11 protein-coding genes are annotated in these 13245 nt (G+C 23.9%); 9 read left to right on the forward strand and 2 right to left on the reverse strand.

Annotated features, from left to right (window positions below; all coding sequences use genetic code 11):
• The 9 genes from mnmG to atpC all read left to right on the forward strand — a co-directional run bounded on the left by mnmG (position 1) and on the right by atpC (position 8544).
• A complete protein-coding gene (gene mnmG / locus U0T64_00005) occupies positions 1-1896 on the forward strand; it encodes a tRNA uridine-5-carboxymethylaminomethyl(34) synthesis enzyme MnmG (protein ID XBC41268.1) in 1896 nt (631 codons plus the stop codon).
• 136 nt (positions 1897-2032) lie between these two features.
• On the forward strand, positions 2033-2854 hold the full coding sequence (gene atpB, locus U0T64_00010; protein ID XBC41269.1) for a F0F1 ATP synthase subunit A: 822 nt from the start codon (positions 2033-2035) through the stop codon (positions 2852-2854).
• Positions 2855-2889: 35 nt separating this feature from the next.
• Complete coding sequence (atpE, locus tag U0T64_00015; protein ID XBC41270.1) at positions 2890-3129, forward strand: F0F1 ATP synthase subunit C; 240 nt, start codon at positions 2890-2892, stop codon at positions 3127-3129.
• 111 nt (positions 3130-3240) lie between these two features.
• Complete coding sequence (locus U0T64_00020; protein XBC41271.1) at positions 3241-3720, forward strand: F0F1 ATP synthase subunit B; 480 nt, start codon at positions 3241-3243, stop codon at positions 3718-3720.
• A gap of 5 nt (positions 3721-3725) precedes the next feature.
• A complete protein-coding gene (locus tag U0T64_00025; GenBank protein XBC41272.1) occupies positions 3726-4259 on the forward strand; it encodes a F0F1 ATP synthase subunit delta in 534 nt (177 codons plus the stop codon).
• A gap of 9 nt (positions 4260-4268) precedes the next feature.
• On the forward strand, positions 4269-5810 hold the full coding sequence (gene atpA / locus U0T64_00030) for a F0F1 ATP synthase subunit alpha (protein ID XBC41273.1): 1542 nt from the start codon (positions 4269-4271) through the stop codon (positions 5808-5810).
• Between the two features lie 42 nt (positions 5811-5852).
• Positions 5853-6719, forward strand: a complete 867-nt coding sequence (gene atpG, locus U0T64_00035; protein XBC41274.1) for an ATP synthase F1 subunit gamma — start codon at positions 5853-5855, stop codon at positions 6717-6719.
• Positions 6720-6747: 28 nt separating this feature from the next.
• Entirely contained in the window at positions 6748-8139 is a 1392-nt protein-coding gene (gene atpD, locus U0T64_00040) for a F0F1 ATP synthase subunit beta (protein ID XBC41275.1), read from the forward strand.
• A 15-nt stretch (positions 8140-8154) separates the two neighbouring features.
• Positions 8155-8544, forward strand: coding sequence for an ATP synthase F1 subunit epsilon (gene atpC, locus U0T64_00045; GenBank protein XBC41276.1), 390 nt, complete (start codon positions 8155-8157; stop codon positions 8542-8544).
• Between the two features lie 163 nt (positions 8545-8707).
• Here the strand turns inward: atpC and gyrB are convergent, their stop codons facing one another.
• A complete protein-coding gene (gene gyrB / locus U0T64_00050; protein XBC41277.1) occupies positions 8708-11122 on the reverse strand; it encodes a DNA topoisomerase (ATP-hydrolyzing) subunit B in 2415 nt (804 codons plus the stop codon).
• Between the two features lie 156 nt (positions 11123-11278).
• A complete protein-coding gene (gene dnaN, locus U0T64_00055; GenBank protein ID XBC41278.1) occupies positions 11279-12394 on the reverse strand; it encodes a DNA polymerase III subunit beta in 1116 nt (371 codons plus the stop codon).
• Between the last annotated feature and the right edge of the window lie 851 nt (positions 12395-13245).

Below are 13245 nucleotides of genomic sequence, written 5' to 3' on the forward strand. Positions count from 1 at the left end.
ATGCTATTTAAAAAAAATTTTGATGTTATAGTAATAGGAGGAGGCCATGCAGGAATTGAAGCTGCAGCGGCAGCTTCCAGAATGGGAAGCTTTACTTTATTAGTTACTCAAAAAATAAGAACTATTGGTGCATTATCCTGTAATCCTGCTATTGGTGGTATTGGAAAAAGTCAATTAGTAAAAGAAATTGATGCTTTAGGTGGAATTATGGCAAGAAGTATTGATAAATCAGGAATTCAATTTAGATTTCTAAATTCTAAAAAAGGTCCTGCTGTACGTTCAACTAGAGCTCAAGCAGATAGAAAAATTTATAGAAAAAATATTAAAAATTTTTTAAAATCACAAGATAAATTAGTTATATTAGAAGAAGAAGTTAAAGATCTCATTATATATAATTATTGCATTCAAGGAATTATAACAAACGATGAAACTCGATTTTTTTCGCAATCGGTAATTTTAACTACTGGGACTTTTCTAAAAGGAAAAATTTGCATTGGTCAAAATAGTTTTAGTGGCGGAAGAATGGGAAATAATGCTTCTATTAATTTAGCAATTAAACTTCGTGAACTTTTTATGAAAGTATCACGATTAAAGACTGGTACACCTCCTAGATTAGATAAAAAAACAATTAATTTTAGTGTTTTACAACCTCAATATAGCGATTATCCTTTACCAGTATTTTCATTTATTGGAAATATATTAGAACATCCAAAACAAATTCCTTGCTATATTACATATACTAACGAGAAAACTCATTCAATTGTAAAAAATAACCTTAATTATAGTGCAATATATTCAGGTATGATAAAAGGAATAGGTCCTCAATATTGTCCTTCTATTGAAGATAAAGTAGTGAACTTTTCAAATAAGTTAAAACATCAGATCTTTTTAGAACCTGGAGGATTATCAGGAACTGAAATATATCCTAATGGAATTTCAACTAGTTTACCTGAAAAAATTCAAATAGAGATGGTGAGATCTATAAAAGGATTAGAACAAGCTAAAATTATATGTCCTGGCTATGCTATTGAATATGATTATTTTGATCCTAGAAATCTTAAATTAACTTTAGAGAGTAAATTTATTTCAGGTTTATTTTTATCTGGTCAAATAAATGGTACTACTGGATATGAAGAAGCTGCAGCACAAGGTTTATTAGCTGGAATAAATGCATCTTTACATGCATCAAATAAAGAAGCATGGTTTCCTAAACGTAATGAAGCTTATTTGGGTGTTTTAATAGATGATTTATGTACTAAAGGAACAAAAGAACCTTATCGCATGTTTACAGCTCGAGCTGAGTATCGTTTAATTCTTCGAGAAGATAATGCAGATTTACGCTTAACAGAAATTGGAAAAAAACTAGGTTTAATATGTGATGCAAGATGGAAACGTTATAATCAAAAATTGAAAAATATTGAAAATGAATCATCTCGTTTAAAAAATTTAATCATTAATCCTTCTCTAAATAATACTCATCAATTAAATAAATTTTTCAAATTTAAATTAAATAAAAAAATGAATGCAAAAGAACTATTAAAACAACCAGAAATTACCTATAAAAATTTAATGTTATTAGATGAATTTGGATCAGGAATAAATGATATAGAAGCTATTCAACAAATAGAAATCCAAGAAAAATATTCAGGGTATATTTCTAGGCAAAATAAAGAAATTAAAAAATATTTAAATAAAGAAAATATAACATTATTTAAAATAAAAAATTATCATGAAGTAAAAGGTTTATCTAACGAAGTAATTTCAAAATTAAATTTTTATAAACCTTATTCTATTGGTCAAGCGTCTCGAATTTCCGGGATTACACCAGCTGCTATTTCAACTTTATTAATTTATTTAAAGAAAAATTATAATAAAAAAAACCTTATAATTTCTTAAAATAATAATAATAATTTTTATTATAAATAAATATTTCTTTAAAAATTAATATATTTATATTTTGTTTTTTAAATTCCAGATAAAATTATATTAAAGTTTTTAATATTTAAGTAATTTCAAAAAGGTAATATTTAAAATGGTTTTAGAAAAAAAATTTGATTTTCCACAATATATTAATCATCATTTGCATCATTTACAATTAAATTTAAATACTTTTAAAATATCGAATACAAATGAAAATTTTACCAATTTTTGGACTATCAACCTTGATTCTATGTTTTTTTCGATTTTTTTAGGAGTAATATTTTTATTTGTTTTTTTTAAAATTTCAAGGAATTGTATCAGTGATGGTATTCCAAATAAGTTTCAAATAGCTGTGGAATTAGCTGTTAATTTTATCAATAAAAGTGTTAATGATGTTTTTAAAAGTTCTCATCAATTAATTGCTCCTTTATCATTAACTATTTTTTCTTGGATTTTTTTAATGAATTTGATGGATTTGTTACCTATTGATTTTATACCTTTTATTTTTCAATTTTTCTTTGGATTTTCTAATTTCAAAATTGTTCCTACAACTGACATAAATATTACTATTTCCATGGCATTAGTTATTTTTTTTCTAATTATTTATTATGGTATTAAAGTAAAAGGAATAAAAAATTTTTTAAAAGATTTTATTATACAACCATTTCAACACCCTATTTTTTTCGTTTTTAATATTTTTTTAGAAATTATTGGATTATTATCTAAACCTATTTCGTTAGGATTACGTTTATTTGGAAATATGTATTCTGGAGAAATGATATTTATTTTAATTTCAGGATTGTTACCATGGTGGATACAATGGATTTTAAGTCTTCCTTGGGCTATTTTTCACATTTTAATTATTTTACTTCAATCATTTATATTTATGACATTAACAATAGTATATTTATCTTTAGCTATGAAAAATCATTAATATAAATACTTTAAAAAATTATAAAGGAAAGTAATATGCAAAGTATAAATACAGATATGCTTTATATATCAGTTTCTATAATGATAGGGTTAGCTGCAATAGGTGCAGCAATTGGAATTGGAATATTAGGAAGTAAATTTTTAGAAGGCGCAGCTAGACAACCTGATTTAATACCTTTATTACGCACTCAATTTTTTGTAATTATGGGTTTAGTTGATGCTATTCCTATGATTGCAGTAGGATTAGGATTATATATGTTATTCACAATTGTATAATATTTTTTTATATTTGTATTAAAATATTTTATATTTATATATTTTTTTCTTTACGTTATCTTCTATATAACGTAAAGATATATGTTTTTTAATAAAAAAAGGAAAGATAATATGAATTTCAATGCGACTATATTAGGTCAAGCAATTTCATTTTTTTTATTTGTTTTTTTTTGTATGAAATATATATGGCCTCCTATTATGTGTGCAATAAATAATAGACAAAAGAAAATATCAAATTCTTTATTAAATATTCAGAATAAAAGAAAAAAACTAGATTCTTATCGAATACAAATAAAAAATGAAATGAAAAATGTCAAAAAAGTTACTAAAGAAATTATTGATCAAACAAATAAAAAAAGAAATATTATTTTAGAAAATGCTAAAATTCAAGCTCAAAAAGAAAAGGAAAAAGTTTTAGAACAAACTCAATCTGAAATAAAAATAGCATATAAAAAATTAAAATATCAATTAAATCAAGAAGTGAGCGAAATAGCTATTAAAATTTCAAAAAAAATAATAGAAAATAAAATTAATGAAAAAAAAATGAAAAATATTGTTGATGATTTAATTCAAAAATTAACAAGGACATAATATTAATGGCAACATTAAAAAGTATAGCAAGACCGTATGCTTATGCAATTTACAAATTTTCTGTTTTTCATAATTCAATTGATTCTTGGAAAACAATGTTAAAATATATGGTTAATATATCTAATCATGAAAAAATTAAAAAAATTATTTTAAGTAAATTTTTTCTAAGGCAAATAGAAAAAATTTTTATTTCTATTTGTGGGGAAAAAATTGATAAATATGCACAAAATTTTATAAAAATTTTAGCACAAAATAAACGTTTAATTTTATTAGAAAGTATATATACAGAATTTATTTCTTTGTGTGATATTTATGAAAATATTACACATATTACAGTTTTTTCAGCTTATATATTAACTCAAAACCAATTAGATAATATCAATAAGATCTTTGAAAAAAAATTATCTAAAAAAATAAATATAAAATGCAAAATAAAAAAAGATTTAATTGACGGTTTTGTTATTAAATATAATGATATGGTAATTAATTTGTCTATTCAGTATCAATTAAAAAGATTACTGTATTTTTTACAACGTTAAGAGAAAAATATGCATCTAACTTCTAATGAAATCAGCGAAATAATAGAAAAAAGAATTTCTGAATTTGATATTATTAGTAATACATACAATGAAGGAACAATTACTACTGTAAGTGACGGCATTATACATATTTATGGTTTATCTAATGTTATGCAAGGGGAAATGTTGTCATTACCTAAAAATAGATATGCTATAGCATTAAATTTAGAACGGGACTCTGTAGGTGCTATAGTAATGGGTGATTATAGATATATTTCTGAGGGAGATAAAGTTCAATGCACTGGTCAAATATTTGACGTCCCGGTTGGTCCTAATTTTTTAGGACGTGTGGTCAATGCTTTAGGAATTCCAATTGATGGAAAAGGACCAATAAAAGAAGAAAAACGTCTTCCTATAGAATCTCCTGCTCCAGGAGTAATCGATAGAGAAAAAATTAATAAACCATTACAAACTGGATATAAATCAATTGATGCAATGGTTCCTATAGGATGTGGGCAACGTGAATTAATAATCGGAGATCGTCAAACTGGAAAAACAGCTTTAGCAATTGATACTATTATCAATCAAAAGCTATCTAAAATAAAGTGCATTTATGTTGCTATAGGACAGAAATTTTCTACAGTTTCTCATGTGGTAAAGAAATTGGAAGATAATGATTCATTAAATCATACAATTGTTATTGTAGCCTCAGCTTCTGAAGTTGCTTCTTTACAATATTTAGTGCCATATTCTGGATGTGCTATGGGTGAATATTTTAGAGATAATGGAGAAAATGCACTTATTGTGTATGATGATTTATCTAAACATGCTATAGCATATCGACAAATTTCTTTATTATTGAGACGTCCTCCAGGAAGAGAAGCTTTTCCTGGTGATATTTTTTATCTTCATTCTAGATTGTTAGAGAGATCTTGTAAAGTCAATTATCATTACTTAAATAAATTTACAAAAAAGCATAAAAAAGATGAAACAGGTTCGTTAACAGCTCTTCCAATTATTGAAACGCAAGGAGGTGATGTATCATCATTTATTCCTACTAATGTAATTTCTATTACAGATGGACAAATATTTTTAGAATCTAATTTATTTAATTCTGGAATTCGTCCAGCTATTAATCCTGGTATTTCAGTATCACGTATAGGAAGTGCTGCTCAATGCAAAATTATTCGACATGTTTCTTCTGGAATTCGCACAATTTTAGCTCAATATCAAGAATTAGCTTCGTTCTCACAATTTTCTTCTGATTTAGATGAAATTACTAGAAATCAATTAATTTATGGTAAGAAATTAATTGAGATTTTAAAACAGAAACAATATCAACCTATGTCTATTTCTGAACAAGCACTTATTTTATTTTCAGCAAATCAAGGTTTTATAAATGATGTTGATATCAATAAAATACGAGAGTTTGAAGAAGCATTAATTTCTTTTTCTCATGAAAAATTTGATGAATTTATGAATGATATTAACATACATGGTGAATTTAACAAAAATATAGAAAGTCAATTGTCTAATATAATTAACACTTTTAAATCAACTCAATACTTATGATTTAAAAGAAATAAATAATAGTAAATTTGAGAGAACAGACTTATGTCTGAAATAAAAGAAATTCGCAATAAAATTTATTGTATTAAAAATACACAAAAAATTACGCGAGCAATGGAGATGATTTCTATCTCAAAAATGAAAAAATCAGAACTTAAAATGAATTCTGGCCGTCCATATTTAAATGTTACTCAAGCAATAGTAAACAATATCTTGAGTAATAATACTAAATACAAACATGTATTTTTTGAAAAAAGGGAGAGAAAACGAATTGGAATTATTATTATTTCTACAGATAGAGGTTTATGTAGTTGTTTAAATACAACACTTTTTAAAAAAGTTAAGATATTTATTGAAACACAGAATAGTAAAAACATTACATGTAATTTATCTATTTTAGGATTGAAAGGAATATCATTTTTTCAATTTTTGTCTAAAAACATAATATATAGCGAAACTAATTTAAAGAAAAATTATGAATTTTCAAATTATTTAAATTTTATAAACATTTTTATAAAATATTATAATGAGAAAAAAATCGACAATTTATTTGTTGCTTTTAATAAATTTAAAAATACTTTTATTCAAACACCATTAATAATTCAATTATTACCTCTTTCGAAAAAAATAGATATCAAAAAAAAAAATAATTATTGGGATTATATATATGAATCTAATTCAAAACGTTTATTAGATAAATTGTTTAAAAACTATATACAATCTCAAATATACCAAGCTATTTTGGAAAATTATGCATGTGAACAAGTTGCTCGCATGATAGCAATGAAGCAAGCTACAGACAACAGTAAAAAATTGATTCAAGATCTACAAATTTCTTATAATAAAGCACGTCAAGATAACATTACACAAGAGCTAACCGAAATAGTTTCAGGTGCTTCTGCAATTTCATAAAATTAATTAAATAGGAGTATCTTTTAAAATGGCTAATGGAAATATAGTCCAAATTATTGGTGCTGTTATTGATGTTGAATTTCCTTACAATGCAGTACCAAAAATATACAATGCGTTATCTGTTAAAAACAAAGATAAAGATTTAATTTTAGAGGTACAACAACAATTGGGATCAGGAGTAGTTAGGACAATTGCTATGGGATCGTCTGATGGATTAAAACGAGGTTTGCCAGTTTTAGACTTAGAACATGGTATTAAAGTTCCTGTAGGTATACCTACATTAGGAAGAATAATAGACGTTTTAGGAAAACCTTTAGATATGAAAGGACCAATAGAAAAAGAAAATAATGTAGAATATAGAGAAATTCATCAAACAGCTCCTGGATACGAAGAACAACTTAATTCCTATACAATTTTAGAAACAGGAATTAAAGTAATTGATTTGATTTGCCCTTTTTCAAAAGGAGGAAAAATCGGATTATTTGGAGGGGCTGGAGTAGGAAAAACAGTAAATATGATGGAATTGATTAGAAATATTGCCATCAAACATGAAGGATATTCAGTTTTCACAGGTGTAGGAGAAAGAATAAGAGAAGGTAGTGATTTTTATCATGAAATGCAAGATTCTAATGTATTAGATAAAGTTTCTTTAGTTTATGGTCAAATGAATGAACCGCCAGGTAATAGATTACGTGCCGCTTTTACAGGATTAACTATAGCAGAAAAATTTAGAGATGAAGGAAAAGATGTATTATTATTCATTGATAATATATATCGATATACTTTAGCAGGCACAGAAGTTTCTGCATTACTTGGTCGTATTCCCTCCGCTGTTGGATATCAACCTACATTGTCCGAAGAAATGGGTTTATTGCAAGAAAGAATAACATCAACGAAATCTGGATCGATTACTTCTGTACAAGCAGTGTATGTTCCTGCTGATGATTTAACTGATCCTTCTCCAGCTACTACTTTCGTTCATTTAGATTCTACTATAACGTTAAGTCGTCAAATAGCATCATTAGGTATCTATCCTTCTGTTGATCCACTAAGTTCTACTAGTCGTCAGTTAGATCCACAAATTGTAGGTCAAGAACATTATGATGTTGCTACAAGTATTCAATCTATTTTGCAAAAATATCAAGAACTTAAGGATATTATTTCTATTTTAGGAATGGATGAATTGTCTGAAGATGATAAAATTTTAGTATCCCGAGCTAGAAAAATTCAAAAGTTTTTGTCTCAACCATTTTTCGTAGCAGAAATTTTTACTAATTTTCCTGGAAAATATGTATCTCTTCAAGATACAATTAGTGGATTTAAAGACATTCTTACTGGAAAATTAGATGATTATCCAGAACAAGCGTTTTATATGGTAGGTTCTATCGATGAAGTTATAAAAAAATCAGAAAAAATATAAAAATGGATTTAAGTTATGAATTATATTTTAAATGTAGTTAATCCTGAAGAATGTACTTATTTTGGAATAGTAAAAAGAATCCGAATTTTAGGCAGTAAAGGAGAATTAGGTATATATCCAGGTCATGTACAATTACTATCTTTTATTCAATCAGGAATTATGTATTTTTTAGATAGAAATGAAAAAGCACACTATATTTATTTATCAGGAGGAATTTTAGAAATACAACCTACAGTAACAAATATTTTAACGAATATTTCCTCTAAAATTTCCAGTTTAGATAAAAAATCAATAGAGACAACAGAAAAAATACTAAGAAATCGCATAGAGAATAGTTATCTTACAAATAAAAAGAAAATACTTAAAAATCTTTCTTGTGAATTAAATAAAATCAAATATGTTTAAGTAAAATTTTAAAAAATAAATTATTAAAATATTTAAAATTTTTTAATTACATACAAGTGAAGAAAATTATATAATTTCTAGCGGCAGAGAATAAAATAATAAAATTATTCCTGTCGCAAATGATAAAAATGTAAAAATATATTTTATTAATAAATACTAATTTCTATATGTCAATGTTTTTTACTTTTAATGCATGAAGTTCTATAAATGATTTACGTGGTTCAACAGCATCTCCCATAAGTGTATTAAACAATTTATTTGTACAATGAATATCATCAATAGTAATATTTAGCATACGTCTCGTTTCGGGATTCATAGTGGTCTTCCATAATTGTTCTGGATTCATTTCTCCTAAACCTTTATATCTTTGAACAAATATATTTTTTAGAGAATCATTGACTAAAAATTGCAAAGTATTTTCAAAATCATTAAATGAATAATATTTTTTGTCTCGTTCAATAAATATATTATGGTTTATTAAATTTTGTAATTTTTCTCCAAAAGAGCAAATTTTGTGATACTCATAACTTTTTAAAAAATCTAATTTAAAGTTATAAGTGTGTTTTTCTCCATTTTCGTACTTTACAATTGATAATTCACAATTTTTTTTAGTTGAATCTAATACAATATTAAATGAATAATTAGAATTATTTTTTGTCTTGGAATTCAAACTATTAACAAAATTTTTAGCCCAATTTTTCAAATAATGTTCGTTTTCTAATTGATTTAATTTAGGATGATAAAGGAGTTCATTAAGAATTGTTAATGAAAAATTATATTTTATTTTATTAAATATATCTTGAATGGTTTTATATTGTAATATTATTTTTTTTATTTTTTGAGAAGAATTAAGAATAATTTTAAAATTTTTGATATCTTTTAATATTATATTTTCTAATGTTAATTTAATTTTATATTTTTCCATTGTTGTGTTATCTTTAATATATTTTTCTTTTTTCCCTTGTGTTATTTTAAATAATGGAGGTTGAGCAATATATAAATGTCCACGTTTAATAATTTCGGGCATATACTTATAAAAAAATGTTAATAATAAAGTTCTAATATGTGATCCATCAATATCAGCATCTGTCATAATGATAATACGATGATATCGTAATTTTTCTGGATTATATTCATTTTCTCCTATTCCGCATCCTAGTACTGTTATAAGAGTTGTAACTTCTTGTGAAGATAACATTCTTTCAAATTTTGCTTTTTCCACATTAAGAATCTTCCCTTTAAGAGGGAGAATAGCTTGATTTTTTCTATTTCTCGCTTGTTTTGCAGATCCACCTGCAGAATCGCCTTCTACTAAATAAATTTCTGATAATGAAGGATCTTTTTCTTGGCAATCAGCTAATTTTCCAGGAAGCATTGAAAAATCTAAATTTCCTTTTTTTCTAGTGATTTCCCTTGCTCTTCGTGCTGCATTTCTTACTCTTGAAGATTCTAAAATTTTCATGATAATGTTTTTAGAATCATGGGGATTCTCTAAAAAAAATTCTATTAAATATTCATTTACTAAAGATTCAATGGCTGATCGTACTTCTGAAGATACCAATTTATTTTTTGTTTGAGAAGAAAATTTTGGATCACTAATTTTAATTGATATAATAGCAGTTAATCCTTCTCTTGAATCTTCTCCTGTAACGTTAATTTTATTTTTTTTAGCAAATCCTTCTTTGTCAATATAGTTATTTATTGTTCGTGTTAAAGCTGATCTAAATCCAATTAAATGTGTTCCTCCATCTAATTGAGGAATGTTATTAGTGAAACAATATATGTTTTCTTTAAATCCATCATTCCATTGCATAGCAATTTCTACTCCAACTTGATCTTTTTCTGAAGAAAAATAAATTATTTTAGAATGAATAGATTTTCTTTGTTTGTCTAAAAATTTAATAAATTCTCTTAATCCACCTTGATGACAGTAATTTTCGCTAATATTTTTTTCAAGATCATGTAAATGTATTGAAACTTTAGGATTTAAAAATGATAATTCTCTTAATCTTTTAGATAAAATTTCAAAATTAAATTTTATAATATTAGTAAAAATAGATAAATTTGGCCAAAACCGTATTTTTGTACCCTGTAACTTAGTTTTTCCAATGACAGATAATGGACTTTTAGGATTTCCATTATGATATATTTGATGAAATACTTTCATATTTCTGTAAATATTTAATTCTAATTTTTCTGATAATGCATTAACTACTGATATTCCTACTCCGTGTAATCCTCCGGAAATTTTATAAGAATGATTATCGAATTTTCCTCCTGCATGTAAAACTGTCATAATGACTTCTGCTGCAGAAATACCTTCGTCACTATGAATATCAACAGGAATTCCTCTTCCATCATCCTGAATTGATACAGAGCCGTCTGTATATATTTTAACTATAATTTCTTTACAAAATCCAGATAATACTTCGTCGATAGAATTATCTACTACTTCGAAAACCATATGATGTAATCCTGTTCCATCATCAGTATTTCCTATATACATTCCAGGACGTTTTCGAACAGCATCTAAGCCTTTTAAAATTTTAATATTTAGTGAATTATAAGAATTTAACATTATTATTCCTAATAATTTTTTAAAATAAATGTATAATATTTTTAAAAATACATTGAGTATTTTATTATACTATGAATAGTTTTTTAGCGTTTGTATGTTGTTTTTAATTTTTATATAAATGAGAATAATAAATATTATTATATTCTTTATGTAGTTTTAGATTTTTAAAGGCATTAAAATATATATTGATTTATAATTATAATAGTTTTCGTAATCATTTTGTTGAATTTGTATTCTAGAATTAGAATTATTTATAAACAAACATATTTCTTGACTTTCAATGACATTTAAGACATCTAACAAATAATGTGCATTAATAGAAACTTTAATATTAACATTAGAATAAATTATTTCTAATATTTCGTAGGCTTTTTCGTCATATTGATTACTAGTAGTAATTTTTAGTTGATTTTTATCGTTTGTTATACATATACCTCGAAATTTTTCGTTAGATAAAATTATGATTCTTGACAGTGCTTCCTTAAATAAAAATGTATTAATAATAATTTTTTTTTCAGGATTTTTTAATATAACAGATGAATATTTTGGAAAATTTGCTGTAATTATTTTACTAGTAAAAATTGTATTATCTACATGAATTTGAAAATAATTATTGCTTATTTTTACAAATGCTAAATTTGAAGAATTGTTTAAAAACCGCAACAATTCGATTGCACATTTTCTTGGTAATATTACAGAATAAAATTTACATAAGTGTTTTAAAGGTGTTTTACACATAGCCATGCGATAACCGTCAGTAGCTATAGCATATAAATGTTGATTACGTATTTCTAATAGTAATCCACTGAAAAAATTACGTAAGTCTTGAATAGCTATTGAAAATTGAGTCGTAAAAATAATATTTTTAAATGAATTTTGTGATATAAAGAAACTAATCTTATGTTTTATTTGTTTAAAACTAGGATAATTGTCTGAAGGAATTGTAGTTAATGAATAAAAACTAAGTTTTGAAAGAATTTCTAATTTATCTTTTTTTAATGATATTATTATATTAGAATCTAAAGATAGTTTTCGACATACAGCTAATAATTTTTTCCCTGATACAGTTACACTTCCTTGTATATATGGAATAATATTACATGTATTGACTTGTATTTCTGATTCTAAATTTGTAGCAGTTAAAAATAAAGTATTTTTTTTTACTTCGATTAATATATTTTCTAGTATAGGACTTAAAGTATTTTTTGTAATTAAATTACTAACTTTTTGTAAAAAATATAAAAGAATTTTTTTTTCTATTTCAAATTTCATAAGTGTTTGTACAAAGAATTTTAAGTTAATTTAATGTTTTTGTAATATGATTATTTTAAAATTAATTTTTAGTGTAAATGTATATTGATTATTTAAAATATCACATTTTGAAAATATAATTTTTATTATTATTTTTTTATAAAAAATTACTTTTAAATTAAATAAAACATTAAGCACCACAAATATCATCTATGAATAATATTAAAAATAATCACATAATATTTTTCATATTATTTGAGTGTTATATAAAAAGTTTATTTTTATAAAAGTTTATTAAAAATTTTTCAAGATAAAATAAAAATATGATATAAACAAATTATAAATTAATGTATAAAAATTCAATTTTTAAATTTTTATATTTAATTTAATGACATTCTCAAATTGTTAGATTCTCTTAAAATTAAGAACTGAAAAAATGCTATATAAATACACTGAAAATTTATATATTTTATTAATATAATAATTAAATAATTAGTATTTTTATATTTATTGCAATATAAGTTATTTATTGATATTTTTATCTTTTAAAAAAATATAGATCTGTAACAAAATAAAAATTAATAATTTTTTAAATTTATGTTTAAAAATTAATTTATATATTAAAATATATATAAAAATATTTATATATATTAAAAAATTATATTTAAAGTCAAATATTTTTGAATTTTTTAAATTTAAGATGTTTATGTTGAGAAGTAATTAATTTTTATTTTTTATAATTTTAAAATAGTTGTATTAAAAATTTTGTTAAATTAATTAATACTATTTTTCATAATATAAAAATTGTTTTCATTCAATATTGTTTAATTATACATATTATTTTAAACGATTAAAAAACAAGGATATTAAAA

This window comes from Buchnera aphidicola (Nurudea yanoniella) (assembly GCA_039829995.1).
Lineage (GTDB): Bacteria > Pseudomonadota > Gammaproteobacteria > Enterobacterales > Enterobacteriaceae > Buchnera_B > Buchnera_B aphidicola_AV.

Coding starts and splice junctions, on each gene's coding strand:
- mnmG (XBC41268.1), top strand. CDS start 1: ATGCTATTTAAAAAAAATTTTGATGTTATAGTAATAGGAGGAGGCCAT.
- atpB (XBC41269.1), top strand. CDS start 2,033: ATGGTTTTAGAAAAAAAATTTGATTTTCCACAATATATTAATCATCAT.
- atpE (XBC41270.1), top strand. CDS start 2,890: ATGCAAAGTATAAATACAGATATGCTTTATATATCAGTTTCTATAATG.
- U0T64_00020 (XBC41271.1), top strand. CDS start 3,241: ATGAATTTCAATGCGACTATATTAGGTCAAGCAATTTCATTTTTTTTA.
- U0T64_00025 (XBC41272.1), top strand. CDS start 3,726: ATGGCAACATTAAAAAGTATAGCAAGACCGTATGCTTATGCAATTTAC.
- atpA (XBC41273.1), top strand. CDS start 4,269: ATGCATCTAACTTCTAATGAAATCAGCGAAATAATAGAAAAAAGAATT.
- atpG (XBC41274.1), top strand. CDS start 5,853: ATGTCTGAAATAAAAGAAATTCGCAATAAAATTTATTGTATTAAAAAT.
- atpD (XBC41275.1), top strand. CDS start 6,748: ATGGCTAATGGAAATATAGTCCAAATTATTGGTGCTGTTATTGATGTT.
- atpC (XBC41276.1), top strand. CDS start 8,155: ATGAATTATATTTTAAATGTAGTTAATCCTGAAGAATGTACTTATTTT.
- gyrB (XBC41277.1), bottom strand. CDS start 11,122: ATGTTAAATTCTTATAATTCACTAAATATTAAAATTTTAAAAGGCTTA.
- dnaN (XBC41278.1), bottom strand. CDS start 12,394: ATGAAATTTGAAATAGAAAAAAAAATTCTTTTATATTTTTTACAAAAA.